Here is a 24,924-nt window from a genome sequence, read left to right on the forward strand (position 1 = left end):
CGGTCGGATGCGTGCGACATTGGTCTGCTGCCTTAATCAGGTAGGATTGGCGAAAATGTCGGGGCAAGCTCGAAAAAACAAGGAATTCCCGAGTTGAAACTCAGTGATATCGCCCAGTTGGCCGGTGTGTCCGTGACCACCGCCAGCTACGTCATCAATGGCAAGGCCGAACAGCAGCGCATCAGCAACGCCACGGTCGAGCGGGTTCGCGCCGTGGTCGAGCAACATGGCTTCACGCCCAATCCCCAGGCGGCCGGGCTGCGCAGCCGGCACACCCGCACCCTGGGCTTCATCCTGCCCGACCTGGAAAACCCCAGTTACGCGCGTATTGCCAAGCTGCTGGAACAGGGCGCCCGGGCCCGTGGCTATCAATTGCTGATCGCCAGCTCCGATGACGCCCCGGACAGCGAGCGCCAGTTGCTCAAGCTGTTCCGCGCCCGGCGCTGCGATGCCTTGTTCGTCGCCAGTTGCCTGCCGGCCAGCGACGACAGCTATCGCCAGCTGCAGGCCAAGGGCTTGCCGATCATTGCCATCGACCGGGTCATGGAACCCGAGCATTTCTGCTCGGTGATCAGCGACGACCGTGAAGCCAGCCTGCAACTCACACGCAGCCTGTTGCAACCCGAACCGCGGCAGATTGTACTGCTGGGCGCGCGCCCCGAACTGAGCATCAGCCAGGACCGCGCCGCCGGCTTCCAGCAGGCACTGGTCGACTTCAAGGGCCAGGTGCTGGTCGAACATGGCGAGTCGTTCAGCCGTGAAGGCGGCCGCCAGATGATGGAAGAGCTGCTGCAACGCCTCGGGCATTTGCCGGATGCGCTGGTGACCACGTCCTACGTGCTGCTGCAGGGGGTGTTCGATGCGTTGCACGATTACCCGCTGAAAAACCGCCCGCTGCGCCTGGGTACCTTCGGTGATACGCAATTGCTGGACTTCCTGCCGCTGCCGGTCAACGCCATGGCGCAACAGCATCAACTGATCGCCGACAAGGCCCTGCAACTGGCCCTCGCCGCGGTCGAAGAAGATCATTACCAGCCGGGTGTGCAAGCCATCGGCCGGACGTTCAAGCAGCGCATTCACCAGGACTGAGCCGTGGAGCTGATCGACAGCCACACCCATCTGGATTTCGCCGATTTCGATGAAGACCGCCCCGCGCTGCTCGCCCAAAGCCGCGCCCTGGGGGTGCGGCGCATGGTGGTGCTGGGGGTTTATCAGCGCAATTGGCAGCGGGTGTGGGAGCTGGTGCAAAGTGATCCGGACCTGCACGCCGCCTTCGGCCTGCACCCGGTCTATCTCGACGAACACCAGCCCGACGACCTCACGCAGTTGGCGGACTGGTTAAGCCGCCTGGCCGGTCATCGGCAGCTGTGCGCGGTGGGAGAGTTCGGCCTCGATTACTACCTGCCAACCCTGGATCGCCAGCGCCAGCAACCGCTGTTCGAAGCGCAACTGCAACTGGCCAGCGATTTCCAGCTACCGGCGCTGCTGCACGTACGGCGCAGTCATGCTCAGGTCATTGCCACCTTGAAACGCTTCAAGCTGCAACGCGGTGGGATCATCCACGCCTTCGCCGGCAGCCGGGAGGAAGCGCTGGAGTACATCAAGCTCGGCTTCAAACTGGGCCTGGGCGGTGCTGCCACCTGGCCGCAAGCCTTGCGCATGCACAAGGTGATCGCCAATTTGCCGCTGGACGCGGTGGTGCTGGAAACCGATTCACCGGACATGGCGCCGGCCATGTACCCCGGGCAACGCAACAGCCCTGCCCACCTGCCGGCGATTTGCGCCGCCCTGGCCGCAATCATCGGTATCAGCCCGCAGCAGCTGGCCGCCACCAGTACCGTCAACGCCTGTCAGTTATTCAACTGGTAGAGGTGTCGGTGTGAGCCTTGGCGGCTTGCAGGATCAAGGTCAGGTGCTGGCGCCGCCGGGCAATGAGCATGACCACAAAGTAGATGAACACCGCGATCAGCGAAAAATTCAGTTGCTCGATCACCGTCAGCAGTCCGATCCACTCCATGACCAGCGCCACCAATAGCGCCGTGGCGATCATCACCCGCAAGCTTGCCCGCAGCATTGCCAATGAGTCGAGGCCCCTGAGTCGCTTGATCTGGGTCGGACAACTGAGGCGCAGGGCTTTCCGGCAGTGACTGCAAGTGAAGCTCTCATTGATGGCCATGGCATTGAGTTCCCACGGCTTGAGTTCCAGGGTGGACTGGCAGTGAGCGCAACGCCCCTTGATACCCAGAGATGCAGCTGTCATGGCCGTGTCCTTCATAGGCTTATGGTTTTGTCAGCGCAAGTAGAGCGGTGAACACCCTTTTATTGAAGACAACAATCCCGATCCTGCCGCAAAACAGGATCGGGACTACTCGTACAAGTAACTTGTACTACAGACGCTTCATGGGTTCATACCCGAAATGCACTAATCAACTGCTTCAATTGCACTACCTGGGCCGATAAGGCGCGGCTGGCATCTTCGGTCTGGTGCGCACCTTCGGCAGTACGCTCACCGGCGTGATTGATCTCGACGATGTTCTGGTCGATGTCATGGGCGACGGCAGTCTGCTGCTCGACGGCGGCGGCAATTTGCTGGTTCTGATCGACGATCATGCCCACCGCGCCGAGGATGTTTTCCAGGGCTTTCTGGACTTTTTCCGACTGCCCAACCGTGCCACTGGCCATCTGATGACTGATGCCCATGGCTTTCACCGCCGCGCCTACGCCACCGTGCAATTTGCCGATCATTTGCTCGATTTCTTCGGTCGACTGCTGGGTGCGCTTGGCCAGGGTCCGCACCTCATCGGCCACCACCGCAAAACCGCGACCCTGCTCACCGGCCCGCGCCGCCTCGATGGCCGCGTTGAGGGCGAGCAGGTTGGTCTGCTCGGCAATGCTCTTGATCACCTCCAGCACGCGGCTGATGGACTGGCTGTCGCTGGCCAGTTGATTGATCACCAGCACCGAGGCGTCGATTTCCTGGGCCAGTTGGGCGATGCTGCCTTGCTGGGACTCAACCAGGCCGCGACCGCTGATGGTTTCATCATTGACGCTCTGCGCACTGCTCACTGCGGCTGCAGCACTGCGCGCGACCTCCTGAGCGGTAGCCGACATCTGGTTCATGGCCGTGGCCACCTGTTCAATCTGCGAGCGCTGGCCGGCCACCGCCTGGTTACTCTGGGCCGACACACTCTGCACTTGTCCGGCCTGACGCTCGACCTCGTTGACGGTTTTGCCCACCAGCTCGATCAGGTCATGAATCTTCGCCACGGTGCCATTGAACACATTGCCCAACTCCCCCAGTTCATCGCGACTGTGAGCGTTGAAGGTCACCGTCATATCACCGCCCGCCACCTTGTCCATCACCCCACCCAGGCGTTTGAGGGTGGTGCGGGTGGAGGCGTAGAAACCGCCATACAGGTAGAAAATCAGCACGAACACCACAGACAACGCTACCGCCTGCAGGACCATATGCGTGCGGTTCTGCTCCAGGCGCTGCTGCAGTTGCACGGCAAGAAACTGCAGCGTCGCCTCGTTGAGCTGGTAGGTCTTGTCCATCAGGCCGGTGGCCTGGTCGTAGAACCCCTGCCAGGGCGCATCGAGGGTGTCAGCCATCACCACCTGCTCTTCAAACAGCTCGCTGGCTTGCTTGAGGGTGGCCTGGCTGGCATTGGCCACCGACTCCAGAGCCTGGCGTGCGGCAGTGCTGGCACCCAATGCGTCCTGAACCTTGAGCCCATACTCGGCCTGGAGCTTCTCCATCTGCGCCAGCAATTCATCGAAGCGCGTCGAGGAGGCCGAATTGAGGAAGCCCTGGCCCAGGGAGTACGCGCCCATGGCGCGGCCATCGCCGATGATCTGGGTGATACGCGGGGTGACCGTGGTCAGCAGCTCACTGAGTTGGCGAATATCACTTTGATTGTCTCGACTGAGGCCGGCCTGGCTGGCGATCAATTGCCCGAAGATTTGTGCATTGCCCAGCAGCTTGCCGATCAGCGCGCTTTTGCTTTGCAGGGAAGTCTCCGCCTGTTGCGCCTTGAACGCGGCGAGCATTTCGTCGCGCTTGCTCTCGAAGACGCGGACCTGCTCCGGATCGCTGCTCATCGCTGACAGATTTTGCAGACGTTCGAGGATTTTCTGCTCAAGGGTGCGGATGGTCGCTTCGATCGCCCCGGCCTTGCCGGACTGGCCCAGGGTGGTGTTGATCTGCACCAGATTGTTCAAGGTTTCCAGGTCGTGGCGCAGGGCCAGGCCGCTGCCGAGCAGGTCGAGACTCTGCAGCTCTACCCGGGTACCGTGGAATTCACGATAGGAGTCGCGCACCAGATAGAAGTTGGTGACCAGCATGGGTACCAGGAACAGCACACTGATCAGGCTGAACTTCATGCCGAAGCTCAGGCGATTCATCAGGGCCACGGCGGGATAGAGCAAACTCTTCACAAGAAGTCCCCCTTTCGTTTCTTATTTTTATGAGCAGGCGCGCAGACACGGCAGATAGCCACTACGGCGCGCTGCTTCTGTATAACTTAAATCGGCGGGAGTTTTTGTAACTTAAGGTTAACGGTCGGCGCGAGACGTCGAATGGACCGTCTCGCTGACCAACGGGAGGCTAACAATCCTTCAGAGCAGTACTGTCCACAGGGCAAAGCCGGCGTACCAGACCACGGCCGCGCGCAACAGCAACTCCCAGAGCTGATCCAGGCTGTTGATGCCTTCGGGCCCTGTGACCGGCGGCGGTATCTCGCCGGCGACCTTGCCGGCCTTGTCGATCAGTTGCGCGGCGCTGATGTTCCAGTTCAACAGCTCGTGGAGCATGACCCGGCTGACCGCGACGAAGTTGCCGACCAAGGCAAAACTCGCCGCCAACAGGCGCACCGGCAACCAGTCGAAGGCGTGCCGGAGCTGGCCCGCGCGCTCGGCGACCGCAGGATTCTGGCTGTGCTCAGCCGCAAGGGCCAGCAAGCGATAGCTCAGGGCCGCCACCGGTCCGAGCAGGAAGTACCAGAAAATCACCGCGAAAAAGCTCTGGTAGGCCTGCCACAACAAATGACTCTGGACTTGCTGCAGCAGCTGTTCGCCACTGTCGGCGCAGATACTCAGGTCACGCTGGGCGACATGCGCCGCCGCTTGCAGGTCTTCGCGGCGCCAGGCGTCCCGAAATGGCCCCAGTTCGCCGAGCAGGTCGCCACGCCCCAGGCTGTAGATCACCACCAACAAGTGCACGGGCAATGCCAGCAAGCCATAGGCCACTGGTTCCAGCACCAGCAGCAACAGGCCGAGCAAGGCCACCGGCAGCACAATCAACAGCACCACTACCAGCCAGGGCCGATTGGCCAGGCGCGGACTGCTTTCCAACTTGCCCAGCTCCCGTAGCCAGCCGCCATCACGCTGCAGTCGATGGCGCAGCGCCGAGAATTTCTCGATCCATACAGCCAGCAACAACACCACAAAACTCATTGTGTTTCTCCTTGCTCCAGCGCAGCACGATAGCGCGCCCAGTCGAATGCCGGCCCAGGGTCGGTCTTGCGTCCCGGGGCGATGTCGCTGTGGCCCTGGATACGCTCGGTGGTGATGGCGCTGTACGCAGCCTGCAACTGCCGGGTCAGGGCCGACAGCGCCCGATACTGGGCGTCGGTGAACGGCAGATCATCGGTGCCCTCCAACTCAATGCCCAGGGAAAAATCATTGCAACCTTCGCGCCCGTCAAACAGCGAGATACCGGCGTGCCAGGCGCGCTCGAGACAGGAGACAAACTGGGTGATGGCACCGTCACGCTCGATCAGAAAGTGCGCCGACACGCGCAGGTCTGCAATCCCTGCAAAGTAGGGATGTTCGGTGACATCCAGGCGATTCTGGAAAAATTCCTGCACCTTGCCCGTGGCGAATTGCGCCGGGGGCAGGCTGATGTTGTGGATCACCAGCAGGGAAACTTCACCTGAGGGGCGGGCATTGAAGTTGGGTGACGGGCAGTGCTGCACCCCATCAAACCAACCGCTCGCGCGGTCCAACTGCATACGGGTTCCTTCGACAACGGCTTTGACAGCTTTCAGTATGCCGTGATCGCCCCCCCGGTTGCGATCACTTGCCCTATAATCGGGCCACTTTGTTTGTGGAGCACGTTATGCCGAATCTACGCCTCGCCGACCTGACCGCCGAAATCGAAGCCAACGTGCGCCGTGCGTTGCTGGAAGACATCGGCAGCGGCGACATCACTGCGCAGCTGATCCCCGCCGAGCGCCTGGCCAAGGCCACCATCATCACCCGTGACGCCGCGGTCATCAGCGGTACCGCGTGGGTCGATGCGGTGTTTCGCCAGCTCGATCCCCGCGTTGCCGTGCATTGGCAGGTGCGCGACGGTGAGCGGGTCAATCCCAATCAAGTGCTGTTTCACCTCGAAGGCCCGGCTCGCTCGCTACTGACCGGCGAGCGTTGCGCGTTGAACTTCATGCAGTTGCTCTCCGGCGTGGCCACCCGCGCGCAATACCTGGCCGACTTCGTCGCCGACACCCAGGTCAAACTGCTCGACACCCGCAAGACCCTGCCGGGACTGCGCCTGGCGCAGAAATACGCGGTGACCTGCGGCGGCTGCCACAACCATCGCATCGGCCTGTATGACGCGTTCCTGATCAAGGAAAACCACATCGCCGCCTGCGGTGGCATCGCCCAGGCCATCGCCGCCGCGCACAAGATCGCCCCGGGCAAGCCGGTGGAAGTCGAAGTGGAGAATCTGTCGGAGCTCAAGGAAGCTCTGGCTGCAGGCGCCGATATCATCATGCTCGACGAACTGAGCCTGGATGACATGCGCGAAGCCGTACGCCTGAATGCGGGCAAGGCCAAGCTGGAAGCCAGCGGCGGGGTCAACGAAAGCACCTTGCGGCCGATCGCCGAAACCGGCGTGGACTACATCTCGATTGGGGCGATGACCAAGGATGTCAAAGCAGTCGATCTTTCGATGCGTCTGGCGATTTGAGAACAGCTAGAAGCTGCAAGCTACAAGCGGCAAGTCAAGGCAGACTTGCCGCGTCTTGTAGCTTGAAGCTTGCCGCTCGCAACTGCATCTAAACTACAAGATTGTTCATCTCGCAGTACTCTTCCCACTCGACGCCCAGCACTTCTGCCGCTTCCTTGTGCAAGACAAGGCGCTGCGCTTCGAACTCTTCTGGCGTCGAAGTGTACTTGAGGGTCAGCTCCCACGGCTGCAAGCCCTGGGCTTCGGCTTCATCCTCGAACGCCCACTGGATCTGATCTTTCTGATCGTCAGGACTCAAGTCCTTGATCTCTTCAATCAAATCTGGCGTTTCCAGTGCGTACTGCTTGAGTGCTTTTTCGTGCCTGGCTTCTTGGCTCAATGTCTTGTCGGTCATGACGTTCTCGTTGATCTGGGGAATGGAAGATGGATGTGGATCATCAAGGATCTCTCTGACGCAAATAAACCGCGTGCTATCTGGCTTACCTGGCCTTCGGAACCATTCGGGATCATTTGAAAACAAGCGGTGCCTGGTGCCTGGACTGGAATCGAACGGCACCTTCAAACACCCGCGTTTGTCGGCTTCCTTCGAGGCTGTATCAAGGCAAAGCCTTCCCAACTGAAAACTACCCTATCGGAAGGGCTTCCAACTGTACCCAACCAGTGCCAATGAATACCAGTAAATGGCGGATAAGTCATGAGTGGCGCAAACCTGGCTGCGATTGCCCTGCACAATAAAAAACCCGGATCTTGCGATCCGGGCTGTCCAGATTTGACCCAGGAGAAGTCAGGTGCCTATCACCATGGAGTAGGCTCCAGCGGGCCGACGCCGGCACCTTCGCCGTTTCGCAGGAATGGCAGGTGCCAGAAATCATTAGGGACGATCGGATCGCCTGGCATGACATTTTCCGGAAAGATGAATTCAAAGACTGGCGCCAGATACTGTCCTGGAATCAGACCGTTAGCCACTTTCTGGTTGTCGGCACTGGCCGCTACAAGACACGCGTCGATGTTATCCGGTGTGCACATGGAACGCGCCACGACACGCAGGGTACGGGTTGGCTGGCTGAGAAGGCCGAGGGGCGCCTTGGTCGCCCGCAGCCTGGCACGCTGCGGCTGGGCTCCCGAGAACTGTGTCGTGATGCCACCCGTGAAGCCCAGGCAATTGGCAGCAAGCGGCAACGTCGCGGGGTTGCACTCACCCGTCATTTCATAAGGTGTCACCCAGCGGTTGGTTTGCTTGCCGCTCGCGTCGACGTCCACCAGGTAGATGTCGACGGGTGTCCGCACGTCGGTCGTCGAGGTTTCCAGGAACATACGATCCTGGGTTTCCTGAAGTGCGCCATTGACTGCGGTCGGCGAAGGGTCGGCCGTGCCAATGCCGAACTCACCGATAGCCAGATAGCTCGGTTTGGTACCGGGCTGGGTATAGATACCGACGTTGGCCTCAATGGTGTGCGCCGAAATAAGGTCCGCAGCGCCGTTGTTCGATTTGACCAACGTGCCGGAATAGGTGATGAAGTCGCCGACCTCGAACGGCGCCTGCTGGGTCGCATCGGGTTCCGTCGCTGAGGCGATTATTGCGTTGGTGGGTTCCTTCATGACGTACTGGCTGCAATAGGTCTGGCCCACGCTCGGAGGTGTAAGGTCTCCGGAACTGGGTATCGGTACGCCGGCCTGCGCGAAGTTGCGGCAGTTGTTGGTGGTTGTCGCAGTCGCGGCAAGTGGCCGGTTTTTCTGCGGGCAAAGTGGGTCGCCATCCGCCGAGCGAGGTACGCACATCGGGTAGCCCGTGGCGGCATGGATGGTCGGGTTGGCATCATCGACGGAGAATCGCGCATCCGGGGTATGGGCCATGCCGAAGCGCCCAAACGGGTCGTTGATCTGAATGATCGTCGGCTTCAACGGATCGCCACTGTCAACTTCGATGTTGCCGTTCACATAGTCGATTCGGCTGATATAGCCTTGGCCGGAGTTGGCTGACTGCTGAGAGACAAAGATCAGCCCGGCGACTTTATCGAGTTCGGTACTGGGCGGTGCTTTTCGCAGCACCGTATTGCCAATCACATGAATCTCGTACGACGGGTAGGGCGCAGGGAATTTATTGAGAACCAGGCCAAGCGGCGACGCCCTTCCTCCATTGACGAATTCGGCCCAGGTCAAGGTGTTGGCCGGCATCTGGATGATAGTGTTGCAAGGTACTTTTATCGTGACACCGTTGACCTGGACCGTACCGCCATATCGGCTGGGGTCGGTGGTTTTTGGGCAGCCTGCTTGGGTGGCATCCACGGCCACGGTCATGTCTTGAATGAAGCCGGTCACGTCAAACCCGTGAATGGCCTTGGGATCCGTGAATACCGGGTCAGGAAGCGTGGCGACTGGATTGGGCGCTGTTAAGCCCTTGGTTGGGGGTTTGGCGGTCCCTCCGCCGCCCCCTCCTCCCCCGCCACCAGGTGCCCCTTTGGCGGCATAAGCAGCGCCGCCGCCGGCAAGGAGCATTGCCAAGGCGAGCGCACTGACAATCAGTGCGGGACGAATGATGGCGCCTGTCGAGTGTTTAGGGATTGGAGGCGCGGCAAGCGATCTGGATTGTGCAAATAAGCCCATGGTGCTCTCCGAGAGTGGACGGGATCAGATACCGGTCATTTGCTCGTCTAGGGGGTCATGCACTGGGTCCCGCTCAACACACTCAGAGCAGGGCGAGCATTGCATGGGCTCGATGAAGAGGGATGAACGATTCAGATGAGTACCGTCGGTACGCAATCACCCCTTCAACCTCCAGATATCCGGAAGGCGCTGTGCTGGCCGGTTTTGGACACAGTCGCCAAACAGAAATCCTGAGCCTGTGGGGTGCAGAGCCGCTTTCGTGCCAGACTGAAACAATTAGATACAATTAGACGCAAGCACTTGTCGCAGAGCGGTCCGCCGAAGAATGGCGCAAACGATGGTGCGTTGGATCGCCCAACTAGGGGGGGCCATCCCCCCAGATGCGGGTGAGCTGCGAGTCATCATGAGGAAGGCGCCATAAAGCGGGGGCTTGGCAAATGACGGACAACCAGAAAGCCACTCGATGCGGATAACTTGGACTTGCGGAGGGTTCAGGCAACAGCTGAATTCATTGATTGGTGCCCGAGACAGGAATCGAACCTGCGACCTTCGCGTTACGAGTGCGCTGCTCTACCGGCTGAGCTACACGGGCGGTGGGCTAAACCTAGCACTGACCTTGGGGTCAGGCAACTTCCCGCGGATGACAATTTCCTGCGCACAAAAAAATGCCCCGCAGCTTTCGCTGCGGGGCATTTTTTACAAGGTTGTAGCGCTCAAACGTTGGGGTTAATTAAACGCCCGACGCTTTAGCTGCTGCTACGTCCTTGATGGACAGCTTGATACGGCCACGGTTGTCCACGTCCAGTACCAGCACTTCCACTTCCTGGCCTTCTTTCAGGATGTCGGTCACTTTCTCAACACGAGCGTCGCTCAGCATCGAGATGTGAACCAGGCCGTCCTTGCCAGGCAGGATGTTGACGAATGCGCCGAAGTCGACGATGCGCTCAACCTTGCCGACGTAGATCTTGCCGATCTCGGCTTCAGCGGTGATGCCCAGGACGCGCTGACGTGCTGCTTCAGCCGCTTCCTTGGTTTCGCCGAAGATCTTGATCGAACCGTCGTCTTCGATGTCGATCGAAGCCTTGGTTTCTTCACAGATCGCACGAATGGTCGCGCCGCCTTTACCGATGACATCACGGATCTTGTCGGTGTCGATCTTCATCGCGATCATGGTCGGAGCGTTGGCCGACAGTTCGGTACGCGACTGGCCGATGATCTGGTTCATCTGGCCGAGGATGTTCAGGCGCGCTTCCAGGGCTTGGCCCAGAGCGATTTCCATGATCTCTTCGGTGATGCCCTTGATCTTGATGTCCATCTGCAGCGCGGTGACGCCTTTGGCGGTACCGGCTACCTTGAAGTCCATGTCGCCGAGGTGGTCTTCGTCACCCAGGATGTCGGTCAGGACGGCGAATTTCTCGCCTTCTTTCACCAGACCCATGGCAATACCGGCCACTGGCGCCTTCATCGGCACACCCGCGTCCATCAGGGCCAGGGAAGCGCCGCACACGGAAGCCATCGAGCTCGAACCGTTGGATTCGGTGATTTCCGACACCACACGGATGGTGTACGGGAACACGTCAGCGGCTGGCAGCATGGCCGAAACCGAACGACGGGCCAGACGGCCGTGACCGATTTCACGACGACCAGCACCACCCATGCGACCACACTCGCCCACCGAGAACGGAGGGAAGTTGTAGTGCAGCATGAACGGGTCTTTCTTTTCGCCTTCCAGGGTGTCCAGCAGTTGCGCGTCACGGGCGGTGCCCAGGGTTGCAACGACCAGGGCCTGGGTTTCGCCACGGGTGAACAGTGCCGAACCGTGGGTCTTCGGCAGAACGCCGACTTCGATGTTCAGCGGACGCACGGTGCGGGTGTCGCGACCGTCGATACGTGGCTTGCCGTTAACGATGTTTTCGCGGACGGTGCGGTATTCGATTTCACCGAAAGCCGCTTTGACTTCGCTGGAAGAAGGCTGGCCTTCTTCGCCGGACAGCTTGGCAACCACTTGGTCACGCAGCTCGCCCAGACGCGCATAGCGGTCGGCCTTGATGGTGATGGTGTAGGCCTGGGAGATCGCTTCGCCGAACTCGGCACGGATAGCGCCCAGCAGCTCGGTGGCTTCTGGAGCCGGGGCCCAGGTCCAGGTTGGCTTGGCAGCTTCAGCGGCCAGTTCCTTGACGGCGTTGATCACCACCTGGAACTCGTCGTGAGCGAACAGTACGGCGCCAAGCATCTGGTCTTCGGTCAGCTCTTTGGCTTCCGATTCAACCATCAGCACGGCATCCGAAGTACCGGCAACGACCATGTCCAGGCTCGAAGCAGCTTGCTGCTCGTAAGTCGGGTTCAGCAGGTAGCCGGTGCTTTCGTGGAAAGCAACGCGGGCGGCACCGATCGGGCCGTCGAACGGAATGCCCGAGATAGCCAGGGCAGCCGAAGTACCGATCATCGCAGCGATGTCCGGATCGGTCTTCTTGCTGGTGGAAACGACGGTGCAGACAACCTGCACTTCGTTCATGAAACCTTCTGGGAACAGCGGACGGATCGGACGGTCGATCAGTCGGGAAGTCAGGGTTTCTTTCTCGGAAGGACGGCCTTCACGCTTGAAGAAACCACCAGGGATCTTGCCGGCGGCGTAGGTTTTTTCCTGGTAGTGAACAGACAGAGGGAAGAAGCCCTTGCCTGGATCAGCTTGCTTGGCGCCAACCACGGTCACCAATACGCTGACGTCGTCGTCAACGGTGACCAATACTGCGCCGGAGGCCTGACGGGCGATACGGCCAGTCTCGAGGGTAACGGTCGACTGACCGAACTGGAATTTTTTGATTACCGGGTTCACGGTGTCCTACCTTCTTTGTGGCTCTTGGGGGAACTGGTTTCTTGCGAATTCTTGGGCAACCCCGGGAATCGGCCCGGCCTGTATTGTCCTGGTAAAACGTGTGTCCAGATAAAACTTGAGGCTGGGAGCCTGCCCTGCGCCCGTGGGAAACCCACCGACGCAAGACAGACAACCAACCTCTAGCGCAATCGCTGATTAGCGACGCAGACCCAGGCGAGCGATCAGAGCGCTGTAACGGCTCACGTCCTTGCCTTTCAGGTAGTCCAGCAGCTTGCGACGCTGGTTTACCATGCGGATCAGACCACGACGGGAGTGGTGATCTTTACCGTTGGCCTTGAAGTGACCTTGCAGCTTGTTGATGTTGTGGGTCAGCAGTGCAACTTGCACTTCTGGAGAACCAGTGTCACCAACAGCTTGCTGGTAGTCAGCTACGATTTGAGCTTTTTCTTGAACGTCGAGAGCCATGAGGCAATCCTTTTATCAGGAAACTGTTTCAGAAAAACAGTTTCAACAGGCCAGGGACAAATCCCTGTATCTATAAATGAGTGTTGACCGTGCCTGTTAACAGCCACACTCGCCAGCCTGCTGTTACACAGACCGGTTTTCGGTCATTCCGACCGAATCAAGCGACGCGGCGCAATGCGCCCGTCTTCGCTCACTTCACCGATACCGATGAAGCGACCATTGTGATCCTGTACGCGTACCATGCCAAATTTCGGTGCATCCGGGGCGCGTACCGGCTGGCCGTTGAGCCAGTAGAACGCGCTTGCCTCCGAGAACTGCAACAGTGGCCAATCCAGCAGGCCGCTGTCCGATGGCATCAGGAAGCGATCGACCGCCTCGTTGCCGCCTTCGGCATGTACCGCTTCCAACTCTTCCAGCGTGACCGTCTGGGCCAGGCTGAAGGGACCGGCCTGGGTACGTCGCAGTTCTGCAACGTAAGCGCCACAACCGAGCTGTTCACCAATATCTTCCACCAGGGTGCGGATATAGGTGCCTTTGCTGCAATCCACGGCAAAGCGCGCAGTGTCACCTTCAAAGGCCAGCAATTCCAAGCGCGCAATAGTAACAGATCGCGGTTCGCGCTCCACCACTTCGCCTGCGCGTGCCAGCTTGTACAACGGCTGGCCATCACGCTTGAGGGCAGAGTACATCGGCGGTATCTGACTGATTTGCCCACGAAAACCTGGCAAAACCGCTTCGATTTCGGTGCGACCAACGGTCACTGGGCGCTCCTGCAAAACCTCACCCTCGGCGTCCGCCGTGGTGGTGGTCTTGCCCAATTGCGCCAGGGTTTCATAGCCCTTGTCGGAATCGAGCAGGTATTGCGAGAACTTGGTGGCCTCACCGAAGCACAACGGCAGAACGCCAGTCGCCAATGGATCGAGGCTGCCGGTGTGCCCGGCCTTTTCAGCATTGAGCAGCCAGCGGACTTTCTGCAAGGCCGCATTGGAGGTGAACCCCAGCGGCTTGTCGAGCAGGATGATGCCGCTGACGTTACGACGGATACGCTTGACCTGAGCCACCGATTACTCCTTGGTGTCTTCGGCTTCTGCCGCAACCGAATGCTGGCTGTCTTCAGCCACTGCACGCTCGATCAAGGCCGACAGGTGCGCACCGCGCACGACGCTTTCATCGTAGTGGAAGTGCAACTGGGGAACGCTGCGCAGCTTCATTTCACGCGCCAGCTGCATGCGCAGGAAACCGGCGGCAGCGTTCAGCACCTTGATGCTCTGGCTGATTTCTTCGGCGCCATCCTGGCCCATCACCGTGATGAAGATCTTCGCGTGACCGACGTCACGGCTGACTTCAACTGCGGTGATGGTGACCAGGCCGACGCGCGGGTCTTTGACTTCGCGACGGATCAGTTGGGCCAGCTCACGCTGCATCTGATCGCCGATACGTTGGGTACGGCTGTATTCTTTTGCCATGTCTTGTTACCTGTTACTGCCTCACGGTGAAACCCGTGTGGTCTGAAAGCGGCAAACGCCCGGCCTGACAGATGCCAGACCGGGCGTTGCGTTTAGAGGCCGGGCGATGCGCCGTGCATTTGCATGCGGCTGCCCATCACGGCTCTTGAAGTGCGCGAGTTAGAGGCTGCGAGCAACCTGAACCTTCTCGAAGACTTCGATCTTGTCACCGACCTTGACGTCGTTGTAGCTCTTCACGCCGATACCGCATTCCATGCCGGCACGTACTTCGGAAGCGTCATCCTTGAAGCGGCGCAGGGATTCCAGCTCGCCTTCGAAGATAACGATGTCTTCACGCAGTACACGGATCGGACGGTTACGGTGAACCGTACCTTCGATGACCATACAACCGGCGATCGCACCGAACTTCGGCGAACGGAACACGTCACGCACTTCGGCCACACCGAGGATGTTCTCGCGAACGTCGCTGCCCAGCATACCGGTCAGGGCTTTCTTGACGTCTTCGATGATGTCGTAGATCACGTTGTAGTAACGCATATCCAGACCTTCCTGCTCGACGATCTTGCGCGCGCCGGCATCGGCACGCACGTTGAAGCCGAACAGTACAGCGTTGGAAGCCAGTGCCAGGTTGGCGTCGGACTCGGTGATACCACCGACACCGCCACCGACAACGCGCACTTGCACTTCGTCGTTGCCCAGGCCGTTCAGAGCGCCTTGCAGAGCTTCCAACGAACCACGGACGTCGGATTTGAGGACGATGTTAAGCGTCTTCTTCTCTTCCTGGCCCATGCTTTCGAAGATGTTTTCCAGCTTGCCGGCGTGAGCGCGAGCCAGTTTGACTTCGCGGAACTTGCCTTGACGGAACAGAGCCACTTCACGGGCTTTCTTCTCGTCGGCAACCACGCTCATCTCGTCGCCAGCGTCCGGGGTACCGTCCAGGCCGAGGATCTCGACCGGAATGGCCGGACCGGCTTCCTTGATTGGCTTGCCGTTCTCGTCGAGCATGGCACGCACGCGGCCGTAGTTCGAACCGACCAGAACCATGTCGCCCTGGCGCAGGGTACCGTCTTGAACCAGCACGGTTGCAACCGGGCCACGACCCTTGTCCAGGCGGGACTCAACTACAACACCACGGCCAGGAGCCGAAGGCGTGGCGGTCAGTTCCAGAACTTCGGCTTGCAGCAGGACAGCTTCGAGCAGTTCGTCGACGCCGGTACCCAGTTTCGCCGAGACCGGTACGAATGGAGTGTCGCCGCCCCACTCTTCCGAGGTCACGCCGTGAACCGACAGTTCGCTACGGATGCGATCGAGGTCGGCACCCGGCTTGTCGATCTTGTTCACCGCAACCACCAGTGGAACACCGGCAGCGACTGCGTGCTGAACGGCTTCAACGGTCTGCGGCATCACGCCGTCGTCCGCTGCAACCACCAGGATCACGATGTCGGTCGCCTTGGCACCACGAGCACGCATTGCGGTAAACGCGGCGTGACCAGGGGTATCGAGGAACGTCACCATGCCACGGTCGGTTTCAACGTGGTAGGCACCGATGTGCTGGGTAATACCACCGGCTTCGCCAGCAGCCACCTTGGCACGACGGATGTAGTCGAGCAGGGATGTCTTACCGTGGTCAACGTGGCCCATCACGGTCACAACCGGCGCACGGGAAACAGCTTCACCTTCAAACTTCAGGGACTCGGCCAGGGAATCTTCCAGGGCGGTGTCGCTGACCAGGGTCACTTTGTGGCCCAGCTCTTCAGCCACCAGCTGGGCAGTTTCCTGGTCCAGTACCTGGTTGATGGTCGCTGGGGTACCCAGTTTGAACATGAACTTGATGATTTCAGCAGCCTTGACCGACATCTGCTGGGCCAGATCGCCCACAGTGATGGTCTCGCCGATCTTCACTTCACGCACGACAGGGCCGGTTGGGCTCTGGAAACCGTGGGCGTTGCGTTTTTTCAGCTTGGCCTTGCCGCGACCACCACGACGGAAGCCATCGCTTTCTTCGTCGGTAGTACGTGGCGCAACGCGCGGTGCCGGCGCTTTCTCTTTGACCGAAGCACGATGCGGAGCGTTTTTGCGCTCGCCATCGCCACCGCCGCCACGACGATTGTTATCGTCGGCACGTGGTTTGTCCGGACGGCGCTGTTCGTCACGCTTGCGAGCGTCGGCTGCAGGTGCAGGAGCAGCTACCGGCGCTTCACGCACAGGCTCTGCCACTGGAGCAGGGGCGGCTACCGCTGCAACCGGAGCAGGTTGCGCAGCGGCTGGCTGGCGACGTGCTTCTTCTTCAGCGTTGCGCTTGGCTTCTTCTTCAGCCTTCTGACGGGCAGCATTTTCTACTGCGCGACGTTCATCCTGCTCGCGCTTGCGCTCGGCTTCGATTTCTTCCGGGCTGCGTTGCACGAAGACTTTCTTCTTGCGCACTTCAACGCTGATGCTTTTGCTGCCAGCAACACGCAGGGTGCTGGTGGTTTTACGCTGCAACGTGATCTTGCGTGGTTCTTCCACTTTCGCCTTGTGGCTGCTTTTCAAGTGAGTCAGCAGAGACTGCTTCTCACTGTCGGTCACATGTTCATCGGCGGCGGTGTGCGGCAGACCTGCCTCACGCATCTGCTGCAGCAGGCGCTCTACCGGTGTTTTGACCTCAAAGGCCAGTTGTTTCACCGTGACTTGCGTCATGCACTTCTCTCCTCAGGCCGCGCCTATTACTCGAACCAATGGGCTCGGGCGGCCATGATCAACTTGCCGGCACGATCATCGTCAATGCCGTCGATGTCGAGCAGGTCGTCAATAGACTGCTCGGCCAGGTCTTCGCGGGTAACTACGCCGCGCACCGCCAGTTCCATCGCCAAATCCTTGTCCATACCCTCAAGCGAGAGCAGGTCTTCGGCCGGATGGGCGTCTGCCAGCTTTTCCTCAGTAGCGATGGCTTTGGTCAACAAGCGATCCTTGGCTTGATCACGAAGATCGTTGACGAGGTCTTCGTCAAAGCCGTCGATGTTGAGCATTTCTTCCAACGGTACGTAGGCAATCTCTTCCAGGCTGGTGAAGCCTTCAGCAACCAGCACCTGTGCCAGGTCTTCATCGACGTTCAGTTCGTCCATGAAGTGACGCAGGATGTCGCCTGTCTCTGCTTCTTGTTTAGCCTGGATGTCCGATTCGGTCATCACGTTCAGGGTCCAGCCAGTCAACTGGCTCGCCAGACGCACGTTCTGACCACCACGACCGATGGCCTGAGCCAGATTGTCTGCGCCAACGGCGATGTCCATGGCATGGGCATCTTCGTCGACGATAATTGCCGCAACCTCGGCCGGGGACATGGCGTTGATCACGAACTGCGCCGGATTGTCATCCCACAGGACGATATCCACACGCTCACCGCCCAATTCACCGGATACCGCCTGAACGCGCGAACCGCGCATACCAATGCAGGCACCCTGCGGGTCGATGCGCTTGTCCTTGGAGCGGACGGCGATCTTGGCGCGCGAACCCGGATCACGGGAAGCAGCCATGACTTCGATCAGGCCTTCAGCAATTTCCGGCACTTCGATGCGGAACAGCTCGATCAGCATTTCCGGCGCGGTGCGCGACAGGATCAACTGCGGGCCGCGGTTCTCGGTGCGGATTTCCTTGAGCAGCGCACGCAAACGCACGCCAACCCGGAAAGTTTCGCGAGAAATGATGTCTTCACGGGCCAGCAACGCCTCGGCGTTGTTACCCAGGTCGACGATCACGTTGTCGCGGGTGACTTTTTTCACGGTGCCGGAGATGATTTCACCCAGGCGTTCGCGGTAGGCATCGACGACTTGAGCGCGCTCTGCTTCGCGAACTTTCTGCACGATGACCTGCTTGGCAGTCTGTGCAGCGATACGGCCGAACTCGATCGACTCGATTTTTTCTTCGACGACATCACCTACCTTGGCGCCAGGATGCGTTTCAGCAACCTTGCTTGGCCAGGTTTCAATGGCTGGATCGTCCAGATCGTCTTCTTCAACTACCGTCCAGCGACGGAATGTTTCATAAGCACCGGTGTGGCGATTGATTTCCACACGCAGATCGACTTCGTCCTCGAAACGCTTCTTGGTAGCCGTGGCCAAAGCCAGCTCCAGCGCTTCAAAAATCACGTTTGCCGGTACACCCTTTTCGTTGGATACCGACTCAACAACCAGCAGTACTTCTTTGCTCATCGTACGCCTCGCCTTTCGCAAGCCATTGGATCCGCGGGATCCGCAGTTTCTGGCACGTCTCAGTCAAAACTGGGAATAATGTTGGCCTTGTCGATCATATCGATCGGCAACAGGAACTCATGGTCGTCTACCTGCACCACGACATCCTGATCTTCTACACCGCGCAGAAGGCCCTGAAAGTTGCGTCGACCTTCAAAAGGCGAGCGCAGCTTGATCTTCACTTGTTCACCGGCAAATTTTGCAAACTGCTCAAGAGTGAACAGCGGGCGTTCCATGCCAGGCGAGGAAACTTCAAGGGTGTATTCAACGGAGATTGGATCTTCTACATCCAGGACGCCGCTGATCTGACGGCTGACAATGGCGCAATCGTCCACCAGCACTCCGCCTTCTTTATCGATATAAACGCGCAACATCGAGTGACGACCCTGAGCCGAAAACTCGATACCCCAGCATTCATAGCCTAGGGCCACGACCACCGGGGCCAGCAAGGCCTGCAACTCTTCTAGCTTGCTCGACACCTGAACCCCCTAGTGCATGTATGTGCATGCCATGAAAATAAAAAAATGGGCGTAATGCCCATCCTTGAAACGCCGCCGAATAGCGGCGTTGAAAGTGTCCAGCTAACAAAAAGCCCCTTAAAAGGGGCTCCTGAAACTGGTTGCGGGGGCCGGATTTGAACCGACGACCTTCGGGTTATGAGCCCGACGAGCTACCAGACTGCTCCACCCCGCGACAAAGCTGGGGCGGAAGTATACGACCGATCCCCTACAGGGTCAATGTAACCTTCCACCTGCAAGAAAGCCCGCAACAGCGGGCTCTCCTGACTAATTGGTACCGAGAAGGGGACTCGAACCCCTACACCCTATGGGCACAACCACCTCAAGGTTGCGTGTCTACCAATTCCACCACCTCGGCAATACTACGTTTGAAACCCTTCTTACTTTTGCTCTTGAGCTGGAGGTACGTCAGTCGCATTGGTTGCCGACTTTTGCTCTTCAAGCACCGGTACATCATCAGAAGCCGGTTTTTGCACTGGAACTTCCAGAACCGCTGGATTTGGCAAGCCTACCTGAGTCAGCTGATGAGCTTTCTCTTTAGCAAAGTAACCTAACCCTAAGCTGGTTATGAAAAAACCTGCGGCAAGTATAGCAGTAAACTTACTAAGAAAGGTAGAGGAACCTTGGCTTCCGAACACAGTATTTGAAGCACCTGCTCCGAAAGACGCGCCAGCGTCCGCACCCTTACCCTGCTGCAGCAATACCAGAGCTACTACGCCCAATGCACCCAGCAGATGAAAAACGACTACGACTGTTCCCAGCATTTTCTCAGTTTCCCGCGGCGCGACAGATCGCACCGAACTCATCTGCATTCAGGGAAGCTCCACCAATGAGCCCCCCATCGATATCCGGCATGCCGAACAGTTCGACCGCATTGGCCGCCTTCACGCTGCCGCCGTATAGAAGCCGCACACCTTGTGCCACTTCAGAATTCTCTGCCGCCAACTGCGCGCGAATGGCTGCGTGCACATCCTGCGCCTGTTGCGGTGAAGCAGTCAGCCCGGTACCAATGGCCCAGACCGGCTCGTAAGCAATTACTGCACTTGCAAACACACCAACACCCAGCTCGTCGATGATGCAACCCAACTGCTGCGAGACAACCTCAAGGGTCTTGCCGGCTTCGCGCTGCTCCAGGGTCTCCCCTATGCACAACACCGGAATCAAACCACTTGCCTGTGCCGCTGCAAACTTGCGAATCAGCACTTCGTCCTGCTCGCCGATTATCTGGCGGCGCTCGGAGTGCCCGACAAGCACCAGGGAACAACCTGCATCCACCAACTGAGTTGGCGAGACCTCACCGGTCAGTGCGCCTTGCCCGTATTCCACCGCAGAATTCTGCGCGCCGATCGAAATCGACTTGCCTTTCAAGCCATCAGCCACTTGGCCGATATGCAACAAAGGCGGGAATACCGCGACATCAACACCGCTCGGCAAGGCCAAGTCACGTAGGCCGTCGATCAGCTCAGCGACGCTGGCGCGGGTACCGTGCATCTTCCAGTTACCAGCTACCATAGGGCGACGCATGCTTTACCTCGTCGGTCAAAGTGGGCGCAGATGTTACCCAACCACATCTGCGCTGGCAAGCTGAAATCAAACAGAAACTTCAGCAACCAGTTTTGCCAGCTCTTCGGCGTAGCCGCGAACCACAGTTTCGTCCTCACCTTCGACCATTACCCGCACCAACGGCTCTGTTCCGGACTTGCGCAGCAAGACCCGACCACGTCCCGCCATGGCCTTGGTCACCCGCTCACTGGCTTCCTTGACTGACGCATGCTCGACAGGATTGACACCACCTGCAAAGCGCACGTTGATCAACACCTGCGGGCATTTGCGCAAGGCCTGGCGCGCCTGGGCCAACCCTTCGCCACGATCTTTCAATGCCATCAGCACCTGCAGTGCCGCAATGATCGCGTCACCGGTGGTGGTGTGGTTGAAGCAAACGATGTGACCGGAGTTCTCACCGCCGACCTTCCAATTGCGCTCCAGCAAATCGGCAATCACGTAACGATCGCCCACATTGGCCCGCACAAACGGAATCTTCAGGTCCTCGAGCGCCAGCTCCAGGCCCAGGTTACTCATCAGGGTGCCCACCACCCCGCCCTGCAGGGAGCCGCGCTCGTGCAAGTCGCGAGCAATGATGAACAGCAACTCGTCACCGTCGACGATGGCGCCGGTATGATCAACCATCAGCACCCGATCGCCGTCGCCATCGAAAGCGATACCCAGATCGGCCTGCTCGGCCAGGACCGCGGCCTGCAACTGACCCATATGGGTCGAACCACAGTTGTCGTTGATATTCAGGCCATTGGGCTGCGCGGAGAGTACGACAACCTCGGCCCCCAACTCGCGAAAGACACTGGGTGCGACCTTGTAGACAGCGCCATGGGCGCAATCGATGACGATTTTCTGCCCGGCAAAGCTGGTGCCGGTGGGCACGCTGCTCTTGCAGAATTCGATGTAACGACCCGACGCATCGTTGATCCGCGACACCTTACCGATCTTGCTCGACTCAACCACTGTCATCGGGGTATCCAGCAGTTCTTCGATCATCAGCTCGATTTCGTCCGGCAGCTTGGTGCCCTGGCCGGAAAAGAACTTGATGCCGTTGTCGTCATGGGGGTTATGCGAGGCGCTGATGACAATGCCCGCTTCCGCGTGGAAGGTGCGTGTCAGGTAGGCAATTGCAGGCGTAGGCATTGGCCCGAGCAGCATCACATCTGCACCCGCAGACGTCAGACCCGCCTCAAGAGCCGACTCGAACATATAGCCGGAAATACGCGTGTCCTTGCCCACCAGCACCTTGCAGGCGCCCATCTTGCGGAACGCCATGCCCGCAGCCCAACCGAGCTTGAGCATGAAGTCAGGAGTGATTGGGTAGGTACCGACCCGACCACGAATGCCGTCGGTGCCAAAATATTTCTTAGTCATAAGTGCTCCATCATTCTTATTCGGCTGATTCTACTGCTGCGATCATCCGTACTACGTCCACTGTTTCGGCCACGTCATGCACCCGCAGGATGCGCGCACCCTTGGTCAACGCCAGGGCGGCAAGTGCCAGGCCTCCATGCAATCGCTCGCCAACCGGGCGATTCAACGCATGGCCAATCATGCTTTTGCGCGACACCCCTACCAGCAGCGGACGACCAAGCTGATGCAGGTCTTCCATGTGTTTGAACAAGCTCAGGTTGTGTTGCAGGGTTTTCGCAAAGCCAAACCCCGGATCGAGGATAATCCGCTCTGCGGGAATACCCACGGCAGCACACTGCGCAACGCGCTCGGCAAGAAACTCGCCGACCTCGCGTGTTACATCAGCATAGTGGGGATTGTCCTGCATATCGCCCGGTTCGCCGAGCATGTGCATCAGGCACACCGGCAGGCCGGTGGCGGCAGCAGCATCCAGCGCACCGTCGCGACGCAGAGAGCGAACATCGTTGATCAAGCCCGCACCCAATCGCGCCGTTTCACGCATGACCGCCGGCGTGGAAGTATCGACCGAGATAATGACATCAAGTTCACGATGGATCCGCTCGACGATCGGCGCCACGCGCTCCAGCTCCTCCAGCGGCGAGACCGCTCGAGCACCTGGCCGGGTCGACTCACCCCCGACATCAATCAGGGTCGCGCCAGCGGACACCATCGCCTCGGCGTGTTTCAGGGCAGCATCAAGCTGACTGAAACGACCACCATCAGAGAACGAATCGGGAGTGACATTGAGAATACCCATGACATGCGCACGGGCCAAATCAAGAACCCGGTTGCCGCAAGGCAACCGGGTCGAGGACTGAACAGAGTTCATTTCAAGCCTTATACGTCGGCAGCCGGGCCACCGATAGGGGTTTGCGGACGCTCATCCTGTACCACTGGCGGAGTACTGGAAGTACCCGTACCACCCGACCAGTCACGCGGCTCACGTGGCGGACGACCCGCCATGATGTCATCGATTTGCTCGGCATCGATGGTTTCGTACTTCATCAGCGCATCGGCCATTGCATCCAGCTTGTCGCGATTGTCCGTGAGGATCTGCTTGGCCGTGCCGTAGCACTGGTCAATGATACTGCGCACTTCGGAGTCGATCAGCTTGGCCGTCTCGCCGGAGAAGCTGGCGTGTTGACCACCGCCGCCACGACCCAGGAACACCTCGCCTTCTTCCTCGGCGTACATCAATGGTCCGAGTTTTTCCGAAAGACCCCACTTGGTCACCATGTTCCGCGCAATCTGGCTGGCGCGCATGATGTCGTTCGAGGCACCGGTGGTGACACCATCGAAGCCCAGGGTCATTTCTTCCGCGATACGACCACCGTACAGCGAGCAGATCTGGCTGATCAACGCACGCTTGGACAGGCTGTAGCGATCTTCTTCAGGCAGGAACATGGTCACACCCAGCGCACGACCGCGCGGGATGATCGAGACCTTGTAGACCGGATCGTGCTCAGGCACCACTCGGCCGACAATCGCGTGACCAGCTTCGTGATACGCGGTGTTCTGTTTTTCTTTCTCGGACATGACCATGGATTTGCGCTCGGCGCCCATCATGATCTTGTCCTTGGCCAGTTCGAATTCCTTCATCTCGACAATACGCTTGCCGGCACGGGCAGCGAACAGCGAGGCCTCGTTGACCAGGTTGGCCAGGTCGGCACCGGAGAAGCCAGGGGTACCACGAGCGATGACCGCTGGAGCAACGTCGTCACCCATTGGCACTTTGCGCATGTGAACCTTGAGGATCTGCTCACGACCACGGATATCCGGAAGACCTACGACCACCTGACGGTCGAAGCGGCCCGGACGCAGCAATGCTGGGTCCAGCACATCCGGACGGTTGGTCGCGGCGATGACGATGATGCCGTCATTCATTTCGAAGCCGTCCATCTCTACCAGCAACTGGTTGAGGGTCTGCTCACGCTCGTCGTGACCACCGCCCATGCCAGCGCCACGATGACGACCGACGGCGTCGATTTCATCGATGAAGATGATGCAAGGTGCGTGTTTTTTCGCCTGTTCGAACATGTCACGAACACGGCTGGCACCGACACCGACGAACATTTCGACAAAGTCGGAACCGGAGATGGTGAAGAAAGGCACTTTGGCTTCGCCGGCAATCGCCTTGGCCAACAGGGTTTTACCGGTACCTGGCGGGCCGACCATCAGCACGCCGCGAGGAATGCGGCCACCCAGGCGCTGGAATTTGCCCGGATCGCGCAGGAACTCGACCAACTCACCCACCTCTTCCTTGGCCTCGTCGCAACCGGCGACGTCAGACAAGGTCGTCTTCACCTGATCTTCGGAGAGCAGGCGCGCCTTGCTCTTGCCGAAGCTCATCGGCCCGCCCTTGCCCCCAGCACCACCCTGCATCTGGCGCATGAAGAACATGAACACGGCGATAATCACCAGGATCGGGAAGCTGGCAACCAGCAGTTGAGTCCAGATGCTTTGCTGTTCAGGCTGCTTGCCTTCGACAACGACGTGATTGTCCACGAGGTCGCCGATCAGACCGTTGTCCTGGATCGCCGGACGAATGGTCTTGAAGCTGTCGCCATCAGTGCGCTTGCCAGTAATGACATAGCCATCAACGGCTACGCGCTCGACCTTGCCATCCTTGACCTGCTGGATGAAGTCGGAATAGTTGAGGGTCTGCGGCTCGTTAGGGCTGGAGAAGTTGTTCATCACGGTCACCAGGACCGCGGCGATGATCAACCACAGGATAAGATTCTTTGCCATATCGTTCAATTAACTACCCTCTGAAGCAAGCTCCGCAACTGGCGCGCGCTTCGCATGATATTCACCGGCCTAACTTACTACATTACGTACAGCTCTGGCAGGCGCCGTCTGTAACCCTTTGTGAAAC

21 protein-coding genes and 3 tRNA genes are annotated in these 24,924 nt (G+C 59.1%); 3 read left to right on the plus strand and 21 right to left on the minus strand.

Translation table 11 applies throughout. The annotated features are described in order from the left end of the window. Positions 1-93 precede the first annotated feature (93 nt). Positions 94-1,089: a catabolite repressor/activator gene (gene cra, locus ACZYR5_RS27890; RefSeq protein ID WP_489092425.1), complete on the plus strand. Its 996-nt coding sequence runs from the start codon at positions 94-96 to the stop codon at positions 1,087-1,089. 3 nt (positions 1,090-1,092) lie between these two features. Beyond that, a complete protein-coding gene (locus ACZYR5_RS27895; RefSeq protein WP_489092426.1) occupies positions 1,093-1,869 on the plus strand; it encodes a TatD family hydrolase in 777 nt (258 codons plus the stop codon). Here the strand turns inward: ACZYR5_RS27895 and ACZYR5_RS27900 are convergent. From ACZYR5_RS27900 to ampD, 4 genes are all read right to left on the minus strand, one after another. Continuing rightward, positions 1,859-2,260, minus strand: a complete 402-nt coding sequence (locus ACZYR5_RS27900; RefSeq protein ID WP_489092427.1) for a hypothetical protein — start codon at positions 2,258-2,260, stop codon at positions 1,859-1,861. The genes ACZYR5_RS27895 and ACZYR5_RS27900 overlap by 11 nt on opposite strands. Positions 2,261-2,406: 146 nt before the next feature. Beyond that, positions 2,407-4,437: a methyl-accepting chemotaxis protein gene (locus tag ACZYR5_RS27905; RefSeq protein ID WP_489092428.1), complete on the minus strand. Its 2,031-nt coding sequence runs from the start codon at positions 4,435-4,437 to the stop codon at positions 2,407-2,409. Positions 4,438-4,617: 180 nt separating this feature from the next. After that, positions 4,618-5,454 carry a regulatory signaling modulator protein AmpE gene (gene ampE / locus ACZYR5_RS27910; protein WP_489092429.1) on the minus strand — a complete coding sequence of 279 codons (837 nt, stop codon included), beginning with the start codon at positions 5,452-5,454 and terminating at the stop codon, positions 4,618-4,620. Beyond that, positions 5,451-6,011, minus strand: coding sequence for a 1,6-anhydro-N-acetylmuramyl-L-alanine amidase AmpD (ampD, locus tag ACZYR5_RS27915; RefSeq protein WP_489092430.1), 561 nt, complete (start codon positions 6,009-6,011; stop codon positions 5,451-5,453). The genes ampE and ampD overlap by 4 nt, the downstream gene beginning before the upstream one ends. 107 nt (positions 6,012-6,118) lie before the next feature. Between ampD and nadC the strand changes: the two genes are divergently transcribed. Further along, complete coding sequence (gene nadC / locus ACZYR5_RS27920) at positions 6,119-6,967, plus strand: carboxylating nicotinate-nucleotide diphosphorylase (RefSeq protein WP_489092431.1); 849 nt, start codon at positions 6,119-6,121, stop codon at positions 6,965-6,967. Between the two features lie 88 nt (positions 6,968-7,055). Here nadC and ACZYR5_RS27925 read toward each other — a convergent pair whose 3' ends face one another. The 17 genes from ACZYR5_RS27925 to ftsH all read right to left on the minus strand — a co-directional run bounded on the left by ACZYR5_RS27925 (position 7,056) and on the right by ftsH (position 24,797). Next, a complete protein-coding gene (locus tag ACZYR5_RS27925; RefSeq protein WP_489092432.1) occupies positions 7,056-7,361 on the minus strand; it encodes a DUF6388 family protein in 306 nt (101 codons plus the stop codon). A gap of 401 nt (positions 7,362-7,762) precedes the next feature. Then, the gene (locus ACZYR5_RS27930; protein ID WP_489092433.1) at positions 7,763-9,571 is read right to left on the minus strand and encodes a hypothetical protein; all 1,809 of its coding nucleotides are present in this window, start codon (positions 9,569-9,571) and stop codon (positions 7,763-7,765) included. A 516-nt stretch (positions 9,572-10,087) separates the two neighbouring features. Continuing rightward, positions 10,088-10,163 (minus strand) — tRNA-Thr (locus ACZYR5_RS27935). A 138-nt stretch (positions 10,164-10,301) separates the two neighbouring features. Then, the gene (gene pnp / locus ACZYR5_RS27940) at positions 10,302-12,407 is read right to left on the minus strand and encodes a polyribonucleotide nucleotidyltransferase (RefSeq protein WP_489092434.1); all 2,106 of its coding nucleotides are present in this window, start codon (positions 12,405-12,407) and stop codon (positions 10,302-10,304) included. Between the two features lie 195 nt (positions 12,408-12,602). After that, entirely contained in the window at positions 12,603-12,872 is a 270-nt protein-coding gene (gene rpsO / locus ACZYR5_RS27945) for a 30S ribosomal protein S15 (protein WP_003197723.1), read from the minus strand. Between the two features lie 143 nt (positions 12,873-13,015). Continuing rightward, positions 13,016-13,933 carry a tRNA pseudouridine(55) synthase TruB gene (truB, locus tag ACZYR5_RS27950; protein ID WP_489092435.1) on the minus strand — a complete coding sequence of 306 codons (918 nt, stop codon included), beginning with the start codon at positions 13,931-13,933 and terminating at the stop codon, positions 13,016-13,018. Positions 13,934-13,936: 3 nt separating this feature from the next. Continuing rightward, positions 13,937-14,338 (minus strand): 30S ribosome-binding factor RbfA, encoded by a 402-nt coding sequence (rbfA, locus tag ACZYR5_RS27955; protein ID WP_489092436.1) that lies wholly within the window; start codon positions 14,336-14,338, stop codon positions 13,937-13,939. 159 nt (positions 14,339-14,497) lie between these two features. Then, positions 14,498-17,017, minus strand: coding sequence for a translation initiation factor IF-2 (gene infB, locus ACZYR5_RS27960; RefSeq protein ID WP_489092437.1), 2,520 nt, complete (start codon positions 17,015-17,017; stop codon positions 14,498-14,500). A 26-nt stretch (positions 17,018-17,043) separates the two neighbouring features. Then, positions 17,044-18,525: a transcription termination factor NusA gene (gene nusA / locus ACZYR5_RS27965; protein WP_489092438.1), complete on the minus strand. Its 1,482-nt coding sequence runs from the start codon at positions 18,523-18,525 to the stop codon at positions 17,044-17,046. Between the two features lie 59 nt (positions 18,526-18,584). Next, positions 18,585-19,043 (minus strand): ribosome maturation factor RimP, encoded by a 459-nt coding sequence (gene rimP / locus ACZYR5_RS27970; protein WP_489092439.1) that lies wholly within the window; start codon positions 19,041-19,043, stop codon positions 18,585-18,587. A 137-nt stretch (positions 19,044-19,180) separates the two neighbouring features. Continuing rightward, positions 19,181-19,257, minus strand: a tRNA-Met gene (locus tag ACZYR5_RS27975). Positions 19,258-19,354: 97 nt separating this feature from the next. Beyond that, positions 19,355-19,440 (minus strand) — tRNA-Leu (locus ACZYR5_RS27980). 22 nt (positions 19,441-19,462) lie between these two features. Continuing rightward, a complete protein-coding gene (secG, locus tag ACZYR5_RS27985; protein ID WP_489092440.1) occupies positions 19,463-19,846 on the minus strand; it encodes a preprotein translocase subunit SecG in 384 nt (127 codons plus the stop codon). A 4-nt stretch (positions 19,847-19,850) separates the two neighbouring features. Next, a complete protein-coding gene (tpiA, locus tag ACZYR5_RS27990; protein ID WP_489092441.1) occupies positions 19,851-20,606 on the minus strand; it encodes a triose-phosphate isomerase in 756 nt (251 codons plus the stop codon). Positions 20,607-20,672: 66 nt separating this feature from the next. Continuing rightward, positions 20,673-22,010, minus strand: coding sequence for a phosphoglucosamine mutase (glmM, locus tag ACZYR5_RS27995; protein ID WP_489092442.1), 1,338 nt, complete (start codon positions 22,008-22,010; stop codon positions 20,673-20,675). Positions 22,011-22,026: 16 nt separating this feature from the next. Beyond that, on the minus strand, positions 22,027-22,878 hold the full coding sequence (folP, locus tag ACZYR5_RS28000; protein ID WP_489092443.1) for a dihydropteroate synthase: 852 nt from the start codon (positions 22,876-22,878) through the stop codon (positions 22,027-22,029). A gap of 8 nt (positions 22,879-22,886) precedes the next feature. Then, a complete protein-coding gene (gene ftsH, locus ACZYR5_RS28005; protein WP_489092444.1) occupies positions 22,887-24,797 on the minus strand; it encodes an ATP-dependent zinc metalloprotease FtsH in 1,911 nt (636 codons plus the stop codon). Positions 24,798-24,924 lie beyond the last annotated feature (127 nt).

The organism is Pseudomonas sp. F007, from assembly GCF_057814275.1.